This is a genomic window from Nocardia sp. NPDC056952 (assembly GCF_042674185.1).
Classification (GTDB): Bacteria; Actinomycetota; Actinomycetes; order Mycobacteriales; family Mycobacteriaceae; genus Nocardia.
The window spans coordinates 25,766-42,160 of sequence record NZ_JBHURA010000021.1 but is presented as its reverse complement, the minus strand read 5'-3'; the positions used below and the strand labels follow the sequence as shown (position 1 = coordinate 42,160).

At 67.7% G+C, this 16,395-nt stretch carries 15 protein-coding genes; 7 read left to right on the top strand and 8 right to left on the bottom strand.

Features of this window, described 5'->3' with window-relative positions:
- The first annotated feature begins 207 nt into the window (after nucleotides 1-207).
- The 3 genes from ACFTS5_RS33845 to ACFTS5_RS33835 all read left to right on the top strand — a co-directional run bounded on the left by ACFTS5_RS33845 (nucleotide 208) and on the right by ACFTS5_RS33835 (nucleotide 3,101).
- Nucleotides 208-825 carry a YdcF family protein gene (locus ACFTS5_RS33845; RefSeq protein ID WP_378639367.1) on the top strand — a complete coding sequence of 206 codons (618 nt, stop codon included), beginning with the start codon at nucleotides 208-210 and terminating at the stop codon, nucleotides 823-825.
- Between the two features lie 139 nt (nucleotides 826-964).
- Nucleotides 965-1,774 (top strand): SAM-dependent methyltransferase, encoded by an 810-nt coding sequence (locus ACFTS5_RS33840; RefSeq protein ID WP_378639364.1) that lies wholly within the window; start codon nucleotides 965-967, stop codon nucleotides 1,772-1,774.
- Between the two features lie 34 nt (nucleotides 1,775-1,808).
- The gene (locus tag ACFTS5_RS33835) at nucleotides 1,809-3,101 is read left to right on the top strand and encodes a diguanylate cyclase domain-containing protein (RefSeq protein WP_378639361.1); all 1,293 of its coding nucleotides are present in this window, start codon (nucleotides 1,809-1,811) and stop codon (nucleotides 3,099-3,101) included.
- 18 nt (nucleotides 3,102-3,119) lie between these two features.
- Here ACFTS5_RS33835 and ACFTS5_RS33830 read toward each other — a convergent pair whose 3' ends face one another.
- The gene (locus ACFTS5_RS33830; protein WP_378639359.1) at nucleotides 3,120-4,112 is read right to left on the bottom strand and encodes an acyl-ACP desaturase; all 993 of its coding nucleotides are present in this window, start codon (nucleotides 4,110-4,112) and stop codon (nucleotides 3,120-3,122) included.
- Between the two features lie 201 nt (nucleotides 4,113-4,313).
- On the opposite strand from ACFTS5_RS33830, the gene ACFTS5_RS33825 reads away from it, so the two are divergent.
- Together ACFTS5_RS33825 and fadD32 are read left to right on the top strand one after the other, a co-directional pair.
- Complete coding sequence (locus ACFTS5_RS33825; protein ID WP_378639369.1) at nucleotides 4,314-5,561, top strand: KasA/KasB family beta-ketoacyl-ACP synthase; 1,248 nt, start codon at nucleotides 4,314-4,316, stop codon at nucleotides 5,559-5,561.
- A gap of 55 nt (nucleotides 5,562-5,616) precedes the next feature.
- Nucleotides 5,617-7,500, top strand: coding sequence for a long-chain-fatty-acid--AMP ligase FadD32 (gene fadD32 / locus ACFTS5_RS33820; protein WP_378639356.1), 1,884 nt, complete (start codon nucleotides 5,617-5,619; stop codon nucleotides 7,498-7,500).
- An 89-nt stretch (nucleotides 7,501-7,589) separates the two neighbouring features.
- On the opposite strand, the gene ACFTS5_RS33815 is transcribed toward fadD32, so the two are convergent.
- The 5 genes from ACFTS5_RS33815 to ACFTS5_RS33795 form a co-directional block, all read right to left on the bottom strand.
- The gene (locus ACFTS5_RS33815) at nucleotides 7,590-9,200 is read right to left on the bottom strand and encodes an LCP family protein (protein WP_378639353.1); all 1,611 of its coding nucleotides are present in this window, start codon (nucleotides 9,198-9,200) and stop codon (nucleotides 7,590-7,592) included.
- Nucleotides 9,197-10,405: an Ig-like domain-containing protein gene (locus ACFTS5_RS33810; RefSeq protein WP_378639350.1), complete on the bottom strand. Its 1,209-nt coding sequence runs from the start codon at nucleotides 10,403-10,405 to the stop codon at nucleotides 9,197-9,199. Before ACFTS5_RS33810 ends, ACFTS5_RS33815 begins: the two co-directional genes overlap by 4 nt.
- A 25-nt stretch (nucleotides 10,406-10,430) precedes the next feature.
- Nucleotides 10,431-10,973, bottom strand: a complete 543-nt coding sequence (locus ACFTS5_RS33805) for a YceI family protein (RefSeq protein WP_378639347.1) — start codon at nucleotides 10,971-10,973, stop codon at nucleotides 10,431-10,433.
- A 92-nt stretch (nucleotides 10,974-11,065) separates the two neighbouring features.
- Entirely contained in the window at nucleotides 11,066-11,260 is a 195-nt protein-coding gene (locus tag ACFTS5_RS33800; protein ID WP_378639344.1) for a hypothetical protein, read from the bottom strand.
- Between the two features lie 80 nt (nucleotides 11,261-11,340).
- On the bottom strand, nucleotides 11,341-12,561 hold the full coding sequence (locus tag ACFTS5_RS33795) for an MFS transporter (RefSeq protein WP_378639341.1): 1,221 nt from the start codon (nucleotides 12,559-12,561) through the stop codon (nucleotides 11,341-11,343).
- Nucleotides 12,562-12,728: 167 nt separating this feature from the next.
- On the opposite strand from ACFTS5_RS33795, the gene ACFTS5_RS33790 reads away from it, so the two are divergent.
- Both ACFTS5_RS33790 and ACFTS5_RS33785 read left to right on the top strand, forming a co-directional pair.
- Nucleotides 12,729-13,571 (top strand): DUF72 domain-containing protein, encoded by an 843-nt coding sequence (locus ACFTS5_RS33790; RefSeq protein ID WP_378639338.1) that lies wholly within the window; start codon nucleotides 12,729-12,731, stop codon nucleotides 13,569-13,571.
- A gap of 325 nt (nucleotides 13,572-13,896) precedes the next feature.
- Nucleotides 13,897-14,214: an Rv3235 family protein gene (locus ACFTS5_RS33785; protein ID WP_378639335.1), complete on the top strand. Its 318-nt coding sequence runs from the start codon at nucleotides 13,897-13,899 to the stop codon at nucleotides 14,212-14,214.
- A 72-nt stretch (nucleotides 14,215-14,286) separates the two neighbouring features.
- Here ACFTS5_RS33785 and ACFTS5_RS33780 read toward each other — a convergent pair whose 3' ends face one another.
- Complete coding sequence (locus ACFTS5_RS33780) at nucleotides 14,287-15,666, bottom strand: metallophosphoesterase (protein ID WP_378639333.1); 1,380 nt, start codon at nucleotides 15,664-15,666, stop codon at nucleotides 14,287-14,289.
- A gap of 114 nt (nucleotides 15,667-15,780) precedes the next feature.
- The gene (locus tag ACFTS5_RS33775) at nucleotides 15,781-16,356 is read right to left on the bottom strand and encodes a DUF4254 domain-containing protein (protein ID WP_378639331.1); all 576 of its coding nucleotides are present in this window, start codon (nucleotides 16,354-16,356) and stop codon (nucleotides 15,781-15,783) included.
- Nucleotides 16,357-16,395: the final 39 nt, after the last annotated feature.

Genomic DNA, 16,395 nt, shown 5'->3' with positions numbered 1-16,395 from the left:
GGTACTGCACTCGACAGGGTGTGGGAGAGTAGGACACTGCCGGAACATCATTGCGAAAGGCCCTCCAACTTCGGTTGGAGGGCCTTTTTGCGTTCGAGGATACCTCCTGGACCGGGGCGAACAGTCCGAACCGTCAACATTTCAGAAATGGGCATGTCGGAGGTTCCGGTAGGCGACGATGATGCGACGTCGCTTCGGGAGGTCACCATGAACTGGCTCTTCACCCACCAGGCACTGCGTCGTTGTGCGGCCGTCCTGGTGCTGCCTGCCGCACTGGTCGGAGCGGTCGCGACCGCGCCACTCGGTGCCGCCGCGCCTTCCGCCGATCCGCTGATCGGCGCGGCCGGTTCGGTCGCCGGCCTCGCCGGGATCGTGCTGCCTGCCACCTACGGCCCCGAGACGGCGATCGTGGTGCTCGGATACGGTCTGCTGCCCGATGGCACGATGCGGCCCGAATTGGGTAATCGCTTGCACGCGGCGCTGATTCAGGCCTTTATGTCGCCCGCTTCGCCGGTGATCGTGACCGGCGGTAACCCACGCAACGGTGTCACCGAGGCGCAGGTGATGGCCGACTGGCTCAATGTTCGTGGTGTCGCCAGGCACCGGTTGCACGCGGAAACCGAAGCCGGTTCCACCGTGCAGAATGCCGAGTTCTCGGCGCGCATGATGGAAGCGCTCGGCGTGACCGAAGCTGTCCTGATCACCTCCGCCGACCATATGCGCCGGGCGCTGGACAATTTTATGGCGGCCGGTATCCCGGTCGTCGCCACTATGACCCCGGATGTGGCCCCCCTGTGGGCCCAGCCGTACGGCTCCGAAAAATAGACCCGGCAGCACCATCGGTCGAGGACATGACCCTCGCTAATGGATAGCCGCGCCGATGTCGGTGGCGCCGATTACGATGCGGGAGGCGTCATCGCGGGTTGCGAGGGTGCGGTGCGGTAATGGCAGACAGGGGAATTCGATGGAACGGCCGGTATGGGCGCCCGAAGGTGTCGATATGCAGCATCCGAGTCCGGCTCGGATGTACGACGCTTTGCTCGGCGGCTCGCACAACTTCGCGGTCGACCGGGATGCCGCCGAGATGGCTACCGGGCTGGTTCCCGACCTGCCGCGGTTGGCGCTGAGTAATCGCGCGTTTCTGCGCCGGGCGGTCCGCTTCATGCTCGACGCCGGTATCCGGCAGTTCCTCGACGTCGGGTCGGGCATCCCCACCGCGGGCAACGTGCACGAGATCGTGCACGAGCTCGACCCGGAGGCCACGGTGCTCTACGTCGACATCGACCCGGTGGCGGTCGCTCATTCGCGAACCATCCTGCAGGGCAACGAGCGCGCGGGTGCGATCGAGGCTGATCTGCGCAAACCCCTCGACCTGGTCGCCGCGGTACGCGAGACAGGATTGATCGACTTCGACGCCCCTGTGGGGTTGCTGCTGATCGCGGTGCTGCATCTGGTGCCCGATGCCGACGATCCGGTCGGCAAGGTGGCAGCGCTGCGCGAAGTGGTGGCAGCGGGTAGTTTCATAGCCATTTCACATCTCACCTCCGAGCTTCGGCCCGACGACGCCGGTAAACTGGGCACGCACTCGGTGAACCAGTCCAAGGTCGGTATTCATTTCCGTTCCAAGGATGAGATCGTCGCGTTGTTCGAGGGATGGGATTCGGTCGAGCCAGGCGTTGTCGAGTTGCCGTTGTGGCGACCCGAGTCCGAGCGTGATCAGCACGAGAAGCCGGGCCGTTCGCTCGGCATGGGCGGTGTCGCGATCAAGAAGTAGACCGCTGACATGGCGGGGCGATAGACGATGACAGGTGGATGAAGCAGTGGGGTCGTGGGAGCTGGCGCAGCGGTGGGCGGATGCCCTCGATGGCGTCGTAGCTCCTACCCTCAACCGCTCGCAGATCGAAGAGATGCTGGCTGCCCTGTGCACCGGTCTGATCGACGCGGCGCGCGGTGGGGAGGATCCCGACATCGCGCGGCGGGCGGCGCGGATGCTGGTCGCCGCCAACTACCGTGACCCGTCGGCGGTGAGCCGTTCGGTGCCGGTGATCTGTGCCGATCTGGTCGAGATCGTCGCCGACGGGCCGACCGACCCCGCGCTGCCGCAGATCCGCGACCGGGCGATCGTCCTGGCAGCTGACTTCGCGGCAGGCTTCACCGCGGCGCTGCGGGCCGCCGCGCTGGCCGAACAAGAGGCCACGCTGGCCGCGGTGCTCGCTGCGGCGCAGGAGGCCGAGAACCGCCGTGCGCTGTCGGAAGCCCGTTTCGAGGCGGTCTTCGACGGCGCGCTCGTCGGCATCGGCACCGTCGACATGACCGGGCAGGTGGTGAATTGCAACGCCATCATGGCCCAGATGCTCGGCCAGACCCCGGAGACGATGCCGGGCCGGACCGTCGCCGACATCCTGGGCCCGCAGAACCTGAACTTCGCGTTCGAACAACTCCAGTTGATGGTCGCCGGCGAATCCGAGAGCTTCCGCACCGAGACCGAGCATCTGCATACCGACGGTCGGGTCACCGCGATCGACCTGTCGATGTCGGCGGTGCGCGGCACCGATGGGGGTATCGAGTTCCTGATCGGCGTCGCGGTCGACGTCACCGAGCGCAAGCAGCTCGCCGACCGCCTGTGGCACGACGCCAATCACGACGCGCTCACCGGTCTCCCGAACCGCCCGCACCTGTTCAACCGGCTGGCAGAAGCGCAACCGCCGATCGGGGTCTGCTATCTGGACCTCGACGGGTTCAAAGAGATCAACGATCTGTGGGGGCACACGATCGGAGACCGTGTGCTCGAGGTCGTGGCTGACCGGATGCGCGAAGCGGTGCGCCCGGACAAGGCGCTCGCCGCCCGCATCGGCGGTGACGAGTTCCTGGTGCTGGTCGAAAGATGTTCCGGTGAAGCGCAATTGGCGCGACTGGCCGACGAGCTGCTGTCCGCGCTCACCGAGCCGCTCGAGGTGGACGGACACATGCTCGCCGTCGGCGCCAGCATCGGCACCGCGTTCTTCGAGCAATTACCCGGCGCCGTAGACGAATTGGTGCACGCCGCCGACGCGGCGATGTACCGCAACAAGAACGACGCGCGCCGGGATCCGGCCCGGTAGCGGCCGGGCCGGAGTCGATCAGACCGATTGCCGGTCGCGCTCGGCCGCCCGCGCCAATGAGCGGTCGCGTTGTTCCTCGAAGCGAAGAACGTCTCCGCCCAGTCGATCGAGGAAGGCTGCCAGATCCTCGCGAGCACGCTCGCCTCGAGGTCCGAAGTCATTGCGCTCGAAGATGTTCCATTTGCGCAGCACCGGCATCAGTACCTCTTCGAGATGCTGGCGCAGATCGTAGATGCCGTGCTTGGCCATCAGCACGCCGTTGCGCCGCCAGCCGGGCATGCCCGCACCGGGCATCTGGAAGTTCTGCACGATGGTGTTGATCGCCTCGATGGTCTGGTCGGGGGCCAGGTCGAGCGAGGCGGCGCAGAGGTTGCGGTAGAAGATCATGTGCAGGTTCTCGTCGGCGGCGATGCGGGCGAGCATGCGATCGGCGATCGGATCGTCGCAGACACGACCGGTGTTGCGGTGGCTCACCCTGGTGGCCAGTTCCTGGAAGGTCACATAGGCCACGGAGAACAGGAATCCGGCGCCGGTCGAGGCGTGGATGTCGAAGCCCGGCGCCTTGTCGTCCACCACGGCCATCGCCGAATATCCGTTGGTCATGTGGATCATTCGGGCCTGTTCGAGCGCGACCGGGTCGACCCCGCGGGTCACCACGAGGTAGTCGCGCAGCACGATCCCGTGCCGGTTCTCCTCGGCGGTCCAGCGACCCACCCAGGTGCCCCAGGCGCCGTCCTTGGAGAAGTTCTCGGCGATCTCACGGTGGTAGGAGGGCAGGTTGTCCTCGGTGAGCAGGTTGGTGACCATGGCCGCCTTGGCGAGTTCGCTGAGGGCGGATTGTTCTGGGTCCCAATCGATTCCGCCCATGGACGCGAAGTTGCGGCCACGGTCCCACGGCACATAATCGTGCGGGTGCCAGTCCTTGGCCATCGATAGATGGCGGTCGACATTGCTCGCGGCGATGGGTTCCAGCTCGATCAGTAGTTCCAGTTGGGTCAGGTTCCTGGCCACGCTCGTTGCCCTTTCCGGTTAGTGAAAAGCGAGAGTTGCGTCGGTCCGGTAGTGTTGCCCGTCGTCACAATAGACCCGGCGCATCGCGCCTGGAAACGACACGGTGTTCCTGCGCACTGTTTCGGAATTTGGGCGCGTCGCGCCGTGTGCATATACGCTCCACCAGTTCAGCTCCATCAGCGGTTCCCGTTCAGTCGTGGCATAGCTAGAGAGAGTGAGCGAAAAATTATGACGGACATCGTGGTCACGAGCCTGGCGGCGACCACGTCGATCGCGGGCGACGTCGACTCGACCTGGAAAGGTCTGCTCAACGGCGAGAGCGGAATCGACGTCTTGGAAGACTCCTTCATCGACGATTTCGAACTGCCGGTGCGGATCGGCGGCCACCTGAAGGTGTCGCCCACCCTCTCGCTCACCCGCGAAGAGGCGCGCAAACTGTCCTACGTCGAACAGATGGCCGTGGTTCTCGGCCGCGAGGTGTGGCGCAACGCGGGCAGTCCCGCCGTGGACCGCGACCGGCTCGGCGTCTCGATCGGTACCGGCCTCGGCGGCGCCGAATCACTGATCTACGCCCGCGACCGGCTCCGCAACGGCGGCTACCGCAAGGTCTCACCGTTGACCGTGCAGGCCATCATGCCCAACGGTCCCGCGGCCTGTGTCGGCATCGAATTGGGTGCGCGGGCCGGGGTTTCCACGCCGGTGTCGGCCTGCTCGTCGGGCTCGGAGGCGATCGCCAACGCGTGGCGGATGATCATGATGGGCGATGCCGACATGGTGGTGACCGGCGGTGTCGAGGGCTCCATCCAGGCGGTGCCGATCGCGGCGTTCACGCAGATGCGAGCCATGAGTACCCGCAACGACGATCCCAAGGCGGCCTCGCGTCCCTTCGACGCCGACCGCGACGGGTTCGTCTTCGGCGAGGCGGGCGCGATGATGGTGATCGAAACCGAGGAGCACGCGAAGGCGCGTGGCGCGACGATTCACGCCAGGCTGCTCGGCGCGGGCGTCACCTCCGACGGATTCCATCTCGTCGCACCGGATCCCGAGGGCACCGGCGCCGCGCGGGCGATGACCCGGGCGATGCAGACCGGCGGGATCAGCCGCACCGACGTCACCCACATCAACGCACACGCCACCGCGACCCCGATCGGTGACACCGCCGAGGCCAACGCGATCGCGAAGGCGATCGGCTCGCACGCTTCGGTGTACGCGCCGAAATCGGCTCTCGGGCATTCGATCGGCGCGGTCGGTGCGCTCGAATCGGTGCTGACGGTGCTCAGTGTGCGCGACGGCATCGTGCCGCCCACGCTGAATCTGGACAATCAGGACCCTGAAATCGATTTGGACGTGGTGTCGGGTCAGGCGCGGCGTGGTCGCATCGATTACGCGGTGAACAACTCCTTCGGTTTCGGCGGTCACAACGTGGCGATCTCGTTCGGACGGTATTGACGATTCGCCTTGTCGTGGCGGATTCGGAGTCAATGTGCGTTGAAAAGGATTGGGAATGATCGGCGAGACTTTCGACGACTATGTAGACGAACTGGGGACTATCCGGATTCCCGGTGATCAGACCCTGATCGACTTCGTCGACAAACACAGCGAGGCCAACGGGGACGACCTGGCCTATCGCTTCATCGACTATTCGACAGAACGTGAGGGGGAATACCAGGAGCTGACCTGGCGTGAGTTCGGCGTGCGGCTGCGCGCGGTGGCCGCGCGACTGCAGCAGGTGACCCAGCCCGGCGACCGGGTGGCGGTGCTGGCGCCGCAGGGCCTCGACTATGTCGTCGCGCTGTTCGCGGCGGTGTACGCGGGGAATGTGGCTGTGCCCCTGTTCGATCCGGAGGAGCAGGGCCACAGCGACCGGCTGCACGCCGTTCTCGGCGACTGCGAACCGGCCGCGGTGCTCACCGTCGGTAGCGCGGCGGCCGGCGTGCGCAACTTCTTCCGCGAACAGCCCGCGGCGCAACGGCCCAGAATCATCGCGGTCGAGGCGATTCCCGACACTGTCGGCACGCGGTGGCGCAGGCCCGACATCAATATCGACAGCGTGGCGTATCTGCAGTACACCTCCGGGTCCACGAGGGTGCCCGCCGGTGTCGAGATCACCCACCGCTCGGTGGGGACCAACCTGCTGCAGATGATCGACGCCATCGGGATCACCGAGAACGCCCGCGGGGTCACCTGGCTGCCGCTGTTCCACGACATGGGGCTGCTCACGGTGATCCTGCCGACCATCGGTGGCAAGTTCATCACCATCATGTCGCCCAGCGCGTTCGTGCGCAGGCCCTCGCGCTGGATCAAGGAGCTGGCCGCGCAAGCGGATGGTGCCGAGATCTATTCGGCGGCACCTAATTTCGCCTTCGAACATGCGGCGATGCGCGGGTTGCCCAAGGGAGACGAATCGCTCGACCTGTCGAACGTGATCGGTCTGATCAACGGCAGTGAGCCGGTGTCGGTGGCCTCGATGCGCAAGTTCAACGAGGCGTTCGCGCCCTATGGGCTGTCCAAGACCGCGATCAAGCCGTGCTACGGGATGGCCGAGGCGACGCTGTTCGTGTCGGCGACCAAGCGCGACGACGAGGCGCGGGTGGTCTATGTCGATCGCGGGCAGCTGAACGACGGCCGGATGGTGGAGTGCGACGAGCACGCCGAGAACGCGGTGGCGCAGGTGTCGTGCGGATACGTGGCGCGGTCACAGTGGGCGGTGATCGTCGATCCCGGTACCGGGATCGAGCGTCGCGACGGCGAGGTCGGCGAGATCTGGCTGCACGGTGACAATATGGGCATCGGGTACTGGGGCCGGGCGGAGGAGACCGCGGAGACCTTCCACAACCGGGTGGTCGCGCGCATGCCGGTCGGTAGTCGCGCCGAGGGTGCGCCCGATGACGCGAAGTGGATGCGTACCGGCGACTACGGCGCCTATCACGACGGCGAGCTGTTCATCACCGGCCGGGTGAAGGACCTGGTGATCGTCGACGGGCGCAACCACTATCCGCAGGATCTCGAATACTCGGCGCAGGAGGCCAGTACGGCGCTGCGGCCCGGCTTCATCGCGGCCTTCTCGGTGCAGGCGGGGCAGCTGCCCGCGCCGGTGCTCGAGGCCGGGGCGGTGTCCGATCCGGCGGCGGAGCGATTGGTGATCGTCGCCGAAAGAGGGACGGGCGCGGCGAAACTCGAGCCGGGCCCGATCACGGACGCGGTGCGCGCGGCGATCGCCCGCAGGCACGGGGTGATGGTGCGTGATCTGTTGCTGGTGCCCGCGGGGTCGATTCCGCGGACGTCGAGCGGGAAGATCGCCCGACGGGCCTGCAAGGCCGCGTATCTGGACGGGACGCTGCGCGGTGGATACCGGCAGCAGGCCTATCCGGACGCACCGGAGGAGTGAGAGTCGGTCGGCCACTGGGCATTCCGGTGGCCGACCGATATCCGCCGAGGGCTCCGGCACCTGCGCCCGGCTGATGCGGCGCAGGTCGCTCAGTTGACGCAGGGAATGGTGTCGCCGATGTTGGTGGACAACGGTTTTCCCCGGTCGGGCAGTGGCATCGAGCCCGACGTCGGGGTCGTGGGGGGAGTGGTCGTCGATGTGGTCGGGCTCAGCTCGGTGGGCATGGTGAAGTCGGTGGGCATGGTGAAGTCGGCGCCGAGCGCGACCTTGATCCGCCCGTCTTCGATCGACGGCGACGCGGAAACCGGCAGTCCGCCGAGAAGTTCCGCCAGCGCACGCGCATCGTCGGCGGCACCGAGGCCGTAGGTGATGGCCGAGTACGGGCCGTCGCTCGAATCACCGTTGCCGATCAGCCCCGCACCGTAGCCCCTGCTCGTCAGCGCGGCCGAGAGCGCCGCCGCCTGACCTTTCGCGGTGCCCACATTGTGTACATCGACCACGCTCGCCGGGGTCGGCGCCGTGGTCGTGGTCGCCGGCACCTCCTGGCCGAAGGCCGCCCGCACCTCCCGTTTGATCGCGGCCGGGTCGACGATGTTCACGTCCTGACCGTCGATCACGTCGTAGCGCACCACCGGCAGCGTGCGGAATTCGACCGGTACCGAGCCGGCGGAGCCCATGTCGCGGGCGAAGTCGAACAGATTCCAGCCGTCGGAGAGCACCACGTCACGGTGCGCCACGTCCATCAGTTCCGTGAGCTGGCTCAGGTTGGTCAGCGTTCCGGAGTCCTTGAGCGACTTGGCAACCGAGGTGAGGAACGCCTGTTGACGGTGGGTGCGGTCGAGGTCGCCGTTGAGCAGTCCGTGACGTTGACGGACGAACGCCAGGGCTTGTGCACCATCGAGATGCTGCCTGCCCGCGGGGAAGCTCGCGCCGGAGAACTCGCTGTCGTCGACGGCGTGGTTGAGACACACGTCGACCCCACCGACCGCGGTGGCCAGGTCGTAGAAGCCCGCGAGGGAGATCTCGGCGAACCGGTCGATCGGAACCCCGACGAGATTGCGGACGGTGGTGACGATGGACGCGCGTCCGGCTTCCCGGCCGCGCCGCTCCAGCACGACCGGATCCTTTTCGCCCTGGTCGATCAGCTTCGCCTGCACCGCGGCCTTTTTCAGCCCGTACGCCTCTTTGATCTTGATCTGCTGGTAGCCGGGGATACCCGTCACCGGCACATAGTCGTCGCGGGGGATGGAGAAGGCGACGACCTTGCTCTTGTCGGCCGGGATGTGCAGCAGGATCAGCGAGTTCGCGTTGTAGCCGCCCTCGGTGCCGTCACCGGCGTGCAACTGGTCGAGCACCTCTTTCGGCAGGTCGTTGCCGTTGAGGTCCTTGCGGGTGTCCAGGCCGATCAACAGGATGTTGACAGCGCCGCCGCCGGAACGCGGGGCGTCCTCACCGAGTGCGGTGGAATGGGTGAAGCCGGAATCGAAGTCCTGCTTGGCCGACCAGGCCAGGCCGGTGCCCGCGAGGACGGCCAGCGCGGTGGTCGCCACGAGCATCCTGGTCATGATCAGCCCGGCTCGGCGAGCGCGTCCGTGCCGTGGGGCGCGATGGTCGGTGGGGGCGTGCCTGCCGACGCGCTGTGGTCCCCGCCGTGTTTTCTCCCGGCGCGGCGGCGCCGGAAAGGTGTTGTCCCCGTTCACCGCAGCGCGCTACCTGCCTGCCACTGTTCCCACGGCACACTCCAGTCGCCGTTCTGCCACACCTCGAGCGGGGCGCCGCCGGTATTCCTGATCTCGACCACGTCGCCGGGTTGGGAGAAATCGTAGAACCAGCGGGCGTTCTCGCCGCTGAGATTGAGGCAGCCATGTGAGACGTTGGTGTTGCCCTGCGCCCAGATCGTGTCGTCGAGTTGGTGCAGATAGATGCCGTCGGTACTGATCCTGGTCGCCCAGCCGATGGATTCCTTGTAGCCGAGCCGGGAGTTCACCGGCAGGCCGTAGGTGGAGGAGTCCATGATCACCGGGTTGGCCTTGTCCATCACGGTGTACACCCCGGGCTGGGTCCAGAAGGTGATGGTCTTGCCCGCGACGGTCTGGCTGCCGCCCATGCCCAGCGAGGTGGGCATGGTCTTGATCAACGTGCCGTTCTCGTACACCTGCACCTGCTTGTCGTTGTCGTCGACGATCGAGACGTGCGAGGGGCCGATGGTGAAGCTGGTCTTGGTGTCTTCCTGCCCGTAGAGGCCGCCGCCGAGATCCTTGCCGTAGATGTCGGCGGTAAGTGTCACCTTCGTGCCGGGCGCGTAGTAGTTCGCGGGGCGCCAGTGGGCGTTGCGGTTGTCGAGCCAGTACCAGGCGCCGGTGACGGGCGGATCGGTGGTGACCGACAGGTACTTCTCGGTCGTCGCGCGATCGGGCACGTCCTCGTCGAAGTGCGCGACGACGACGGTGCCCACGCCGAAAGTGCCCGACGAGGAGAGTTCCGTGCCGCCCGTGGTGCGGAAATAGACCTTGGTCTGGTTGTTCGGCGCCAGGGTGGTGAACGACGAGGTGATCGGCCCGACCCGGCCGGTGACGGTGACCGCCTCGGCCGTGACCGTGTAGGTGTGGCCGTAGCCCAGCGGTTCCGACGGTTTCCATGCCGACTGATCGGGGGTGAGGATGCCGTCGACCGTGCCGCCCTGCTCGTTGGTCATCGTGACCGCGGTGAGCTGTCCGTCGCTGGTGCTCACGCGGACCGGGCCCAGCGGATCGATCTCGGTCGCGCCGTCTTGCGGCGCGACCGAGATCGCCGGCGCCGGTGGGGCGGCGGATTCTGTCCCGGATTCGGTGGGCGAGCCGCCGCAGGCCGCGACCAGCACCAGGAGCCCGGCGGCTAGGCCGGCTCGAAAACGTCGTCCTGACATGCGCCCCTCCTGTGCTCGGTGCCGCTCAGCTCTGCAGGCCGACCTCGACGTCGAGCGAGAGGTTGATCTTGTCGCCGATCACGGCGCCGCCGTCGGCCATCGGTATGTCGGTGGTGAGGCCGAAATCGCGGCGGTTGATGGTGGCGGTCGCGGAGAAGCCGGCGACCGGGGCGTCGGCCATCCCGGGGCCGGTGCCGAGGAATTCGACCTCGAGGGTCACCGGGTGGGTGTTGCCGCGGATGGTGAAGTCGCCGGTGACGGAGAATTCGGTGCTCAGCGCCTTGAAACCGGTGGCCTTGAAGGTGGCGATCGGGTGGTTGGCGACGTCGAAGAAGTCGGCGCTGGCCAAGTGCCCGTCTCGCTGCGCGTTGTCGGTGGTGACGGAGGCCACCTTCATCTCGACATCGGCGTCGGCGGTGCCGTCGGGATGAACCACGAGCGTGCCCGCGAAATCGGTGAAGCGGCCGCGCACTTTGCTCACCATCAGATGACGCACGGAGAACTGGAGCGTCGAATGCGCGGGGTCGATGACCCAGGTTCCAGCGGGTAGTCCGGTAGGGGCCGACATGGTCTCTCCTCACTTGGCGATCCGGCCGTGTGCGGGCCGACTGGCGTGAAGCGATAACGCCAACCAGCGTAACCCTGTTCACGGCGGGCGGGTCAGTCCTCGCTGGTGGCGCGTTCGCCGAGAAACCGCAGGAGGGCGGGATCGGTGGAGGTGATGCGGTCTACTTCCTGTCCGCCGGTGCATTCGTAGAGGGCGACGGTCACGGAGTCGGGCCTGCGGCTGACAACCCGCCAGACCGCCCCGGAATGCTGCCAGCGGAGAAGGGTTTCGACGGGGTCGGTGCTCACCCGATCCACCGTAACGCGCGGTCGCGGATCGCCGGGGTCGGCCGATGCGCGGGCGACGGCTTCAGCGAGCAGGGTTCCGCTCAGATCCGTTCGCGGTAGTTCGCGGCTACGAGCGCGAGGCAACCTGCGGCGATCGCGGCGGTGACCAGATACATCGCGGGGTAGCCGAAACCGAGGCCGCTATGCAGGGACGACAGGACCGCGGGCACGCCGAAGCCGAGGTAGCTCACCGAGTAGAAGACCGCGTTCAAGCCCGCGAGGTCGCCGGGGCCCGCGAGACGTTCGATCTGCTGCAGCCCGGCGACGAGGCCGATGCCGTAGCCGCTGCCGAGCACCACGGCGGTCAGCAGCGTCACCCAGATGCTCAAAGTGGCCGCCGTCCACGCCGCCAAGACCATGCCGGTGGTGAGCAGCACGAGCGCGACCACCGCCGCGCGCGCGGTGCCGGGACGGTCGATGCGTCGCGCCACCGATTGGATGGTGAATCCGCAGCCGAGCGTCACCATGGTGACCAGGGCGGAGAAGGCGATCGGGGCCTGCTGCACGCGGGGCAGCATCAGCGTCGGCAGGACCGCGTAGGCGGTGGCGTTGGCGGTGAACAGCCACAGGGCGATCGGCACCGCCACCCGCAGGAACCGCCGGTGCCCGGCGGCGGGGATCTTCAAGTCGTCGCGCAGCCTGCCCGGATTCGCTCGGCGGGTCACGGTTTCCGGGGTTCGGGCCACCCAGAACGCGGTCGCGACGCAGAGCGCCGCATTGACGAGATAGGCGGTCGAATCGGGCAGCGGACCCCACTGCGCGAGGGTTCCCGCCACACCCGCGCCGAGAGCGAACCCGGCGGTCAGGCTCATCGCGGATCGCCGGGCACCCTTGCCCGTGGCAGCCGCGGCGAACGGAGGTTGCGACAATTCCTTGAGCCAGCTGCCGCCGACCGCCATCGCCAGTCCGAGCGCGACACCGCACAGCATCCGCCCGGCCGCCAGCATCGGCACCGAGGCCGCGCCCACCGCGAGCAGCAGCGAACCGGCCGCGGCGATCAGCGGTGCGGGCAGCATCAACGGGCGGCGGCCGAACCGGTCGGACAGTGGGCCGCCGATGAGCAGGGCGGGCACGATGCCGAGGACGTAGTAGAACAGCAGCAGGTCGACCGCGGTCAGCGCAAGGCCGTGGGCTTTGTACATCACCAGCAGTGGTGTGAACTCGTTGCCGCCCCACGCGATCGCCACCATGGCGGCGGACACGCCCAGCCACGCGCGGGTGACGGAGACGGCGCTGGGCCGCTCGGTGGTGAGAATCGCCATCACAGGCCCTTTCCGTTGTGCGCGCACCGGAATTCATGGATGTGGCGGTCGTACGGTCGCCGACCTGCTCGGCCGGACACCGCTACTCCCGCCGCCCGCGCACAGGGCGAACTGGTGGCAACCGGTCTCATTTTAGGGGCGGCCGGTCGCTGTATTACCGTCGGCCTGTGCGTGAGCTGCGGATGGGGTGTGCGATGTGGACGCATCCGCAGTGGCAGCAGCGGTTGCCCGCGCCGGGGGAGCGCTTGCGTGCCTACGCCGGGCACTGCGGTGCGGTCGAGGGCAACACCACGTTCTACGCGACGCCGTCCGCGTCCACCGTCGAGTCGTGGGCGCGACAGACCGCGCCCGATTTCCGGTTCGTGCTCAAGCCGCCGAGGGCGGTGACGCACGAGCGCCGGCTCGTCGACGCGGGCGCCGAACTCGGTGCGTTCCTCGACGTGATGGCGCCGCTCGGGCCCCGGGTGCACGCGTTGTGGATCCAGTTGCCCGCGTCGTTCGGCCCGACCGATCTCGGCGCCCTCGCGCGCTTCCAGCGCGAGCTGCCCGGTGGACTGCGCAGCGCCGTGGAAGTGCGTCATCCAGCGTTCTTCGAAGACGAGCGGGCCGCGGTGCAGCTGGAACGGGTGCTCGGGCGGATCGGGGCCGAATGGGTGCCGTTCGACACGACGGTCCTGTTCGACGGGCCACCGGGTGACCCCTCCGAATTCGAGGCACGGGCCAAGAAGCCTCGCGTTCCGCGCCGGATGCGGGCGCTCACCGAGTACCCGATCGTGCGCTACCACGGGCGCGCCGACACCGACCGCACCGTGGCGGGCTGGCAGCCGTGGGTGGAGACGGTCGCGGGGTGGCTGCGCGAAGGTCGCTCGCCGACGGTCTTCGTGCACACGCCCGACAATGCCGCGGCCCGTGGCCTGGCTCGCCGCTTCCACGACGAGGTCCGTGCGATCGTCCCCGACCTGCCCGCCCAGCCGACGCCTGAGTCCGACGAGCCGATGACGCTGTTCTGAGCGGACATCCGCGGCAAACTGCGTTGATTTCGCGAACACTTGTCGGAGCTCCGTGTCATGCTGTGCGCCACCACTGGGGAGTGGGTGGGCTGACTCGAAGGGGACGAGCATGTCTACGGAGGGAACGGTGTTGTCGCCCGCGCCGCATTGCGAGCCGCGGTTGGAGGGTGGGGAAGAGGTGCCGCGGTCTGTGGCCGTGAATACCGCTGTGCCCCAATGGGTTACTGGTTCCGGTCGCCCGAGGGCCGCGGGCGGGACGCCGGCGAGTATCCGCAGGGCAGTGCGCGCGTCCTGCACGCAGGCAGCGCCTACCGGCGAATCTGTCGTGACCGCAAAGCGATTCGCCGAGCAGGTGCTCCGGCTGCTCCTGGAGGTGGTCGATCGGCGCAGATCGTCGACTCACCTGCGCGCTCACACAGACGCGCGAGTACTCGCCGCCATCAACACCATGCTCGCGCAGGACCTGGTCCCCGGCCGGGGCTTGGGCGGCGCCACCCTGACCCGCGTGAAACTGACCGCGACACAAGACGGTGCCGCCGAAGTCTTCGCCTCGTATCAGCGTGGGCCGCGGACCCTCGCTATCGCGGGCCGCATCGAGGCGACCAAGGACAGTTGGCGCTTGGTCGCGGTGCGGATGTTCTGATCGCCGGGACGGTCGAAGCGTGGATGTCGAAGTCGATATCGACGAGCTCCTCAGCGAGGTCTGTCGACTGCCTCAACGCAGCGCGGTGACGCCCGAGAAGTCGTGGGGTGCGCGGTGATTGCGATCGGAAAGGCTGCCGAGAGAGTGGTCGGGATGAAGGCCGAAGTATTGCCTGCGGGTCCGGCTGGTCCAGGCCAGCGCGGCCGCGGCGGCGATGCGGTGGAAGTGGACGGTGTAGCCGTGTTCGTAGATGCGCAGCAGGGCGTAGCCCCCGGGGTACTCCTTCACGGCAGCCACCTCCAGATATTCGACGTGGCCGGAATCGGGGCGGCTGCGGCGATTCCGGTGGGTGTGGCCGCTGTGGTGCAGGAATACTCCAGGGGTCGTTCGATAGCAGGCCTGCAGTGCGGCCACGCTCGCACGATCGAGAACGAAACCGGGGCCGCCGGGGTTGCTCAGTGCCGCGTAGCGGGTCGCGGGGTGGTGTCCGAAGATCAGCGTCGGGCGGTCGGGGTCGGCGGCGAGTGTCGCGCGGAGCTCGGCCAGTTGGTCGGGGTCGATCGTGCCGCCGGAACCTCGCCTGCGCGTGGTGTCGAGACCGATCAGGCGCAAGCCGCCGAGCTCATGGCAGGTGAGTTGACCGAACGGCTGAAACACCGTGCCCCAGTGATCATTCGCGCCGCGCGCAACGTCGTGATTGCCACGGCAGACGAAGTGATCGCTGCCCGCCTTGCCCCAGGCGTCCAGACGCGTCGCGATGCCCGCGGACTGTTCGGCGGTGCCACAATCGGTGAGATCGCCCGCGACCACCAGATGATCTACCGCGCGATCGGGTCGGCGGATGTCGTGCAGCAGTGCCTCGGTCATCACCTGCGGGTAGTGGCCGTCGTCGTGGCGCAGCCCCGGCGGCAGCCCGGCGACGATCAAGCCGCTGCGGTCCTCGCCCCAGTGCAGGTCGTTGGCGAGGGCGATCGTGCGCAGCAGTCGGCCCGGCGGTGGCGGCGCGGTCAGGAAAACGCCCGTGACCTCCGGAGTTCCAGGGCGCCGAGTCACCCAGGTGCGGCCGGGAACAGCGGTTTCGCCGTCGGAGCAGGCCCGGAAGCGATATCGGCGGCCCGGCTCGAGGCCACGTACTTGCGCGTAGTGGTGCGCGGTGCGACGGCCGTCGAGGTAGCGGGTCACCGGTGCGGCCGAGCTGTCGGCGGGCGCGAGCAGCACTTCGGTGTCGGCCGCGGCCGGGTGCAGCTGTCCCGCGCGATCACGTCGATGGGTCGACCACGTGAGGATCGCGGTGTCGTGAGTGACCGTGACGACCTCGAGATCGGTGACGACGAGCCGATCACGCACGCCGTTCCACGAGTACGGCCGTGCCATCGGCGCGCGCACGGTTGCCGCCGCCGCCCCCGAGGCGGCGTTGACCAGCCACGCGGTGTGCAGTCGCGGATCGAGCATGCCGGGCTCCGTTCGCCGTCTCCGGCTGACGGTACGGCGCCCGCCTGAACACCCGTGGGCGGTGATGTGGACATTGATCGCCCAGGTAGCGACCGGAAAGCGAGGACGCCGCCGCTAGTCGTTGCGTGGCTTCTTCCGGAGCTGCTGTGTCCCATCGCAGTGCGGTGGGTCGCTGTCGAGTCCGTCGGGTAGCCGCCGCGCCCCACTGGCTACCTCGGCGATGAGATCGTCGTAACCACAAGCCAATTCGTGCAGGCGTAATTGCGCGGCGCGCAGTTGGGCCTCGGCGCCGCAGGCCAGCGCGCGGTAGGTGAGCGCGGCGAAATGGGCCATGCGGTCCACGACGGCGCCGATGCTCTCGGTGTGCATCGGCGCCGAGGTCGCCGGAGTGGGTGAGCGGATCACGACCCAGCGGTCGATCTCGCAGACCAGACGCGCACGCGCCCAATCGATCTCGCTGGTATCGCCGGGAATCTGCTGTTCGCGGCGTTCGTGCAGCGTGGCCAGCTCGTGCGCGGCGGAGAGGACGGGGTCACTGGCACCGGCGACCCCGCAGACCGCCTGCATCATCTGTGCTCGGTCCGGCAGTACCGGTTCCGGTCCGGGTCGTCCCGTCGAACCGCTGCCGTCCGTGTCCACTGTTGCCGCACCGTCCCCGTCGTCGGTTTTGTACCGCTTGTCGAAGGACATTCGTCTCGGCGGGGACGACGGATAGGTCACGAAATGACC

Bases quoted from the DNA above. Each gene is read 5' to 3' on its own strand.
- ACFTS5_RS33845 (WP_378639367.1), top strand. From the start codon at position 208: ATGAACTGGCTCTTCACCCACCAGGCACTGCGTCGTTGTGCGGCCGTC.
- ACFTS5_RS33840 (WP_378639364.1), top strand. From the start codon at position 965: ATGGAACGGCCGGTATGGGCGCCCGAAGGTGTCGATATGCAGCATCCG.
- fadD32 (WP_378639356.1), top strand. From the start codon at position 5,617: ATGATCGGCGAGACTTTCGACGACTATGTAGACGAACTGGGGACTATC.
- ACFTS5_RS33810 (WP_378639350.1), bottom strand. From the start codon at position 10,405: ATGTCAGGACGACGTTTTCGAGCCGGCCTAGCCGCCGGGCTCCTGGTG.
- ACFTS5_RS33805 (WP_378639347.1), bottom strand. From the start codon at position 10,973: ATGTCGGCCCCTACCGGACTACCCGCTGGAACCTGGGTCATCGACCCC.
- ACFTS5_RS33795 (WP_378639341.1), bottom strand. From the start codon at position 12,561: ATGGCGATTCTCACCACCGAGCGGCCCAGCGCCGTCTCCGTCACCCGC.
- ACFTS5_RS33780 (WP_378639333.1), bottom strand. From the start codon at position 15,666: ATGCTCGATCCGCGACTGCACACCGCGTGGCTGGTCAACGCCGCCTCG.
- ACFTS5_RS33775 (WP_378639331.1), bottom strand. From the start codon at position 16,356: ATGTCCTTCGACAAGCGGTACAAAACCGACGACGGGGACGGTGCGGCA.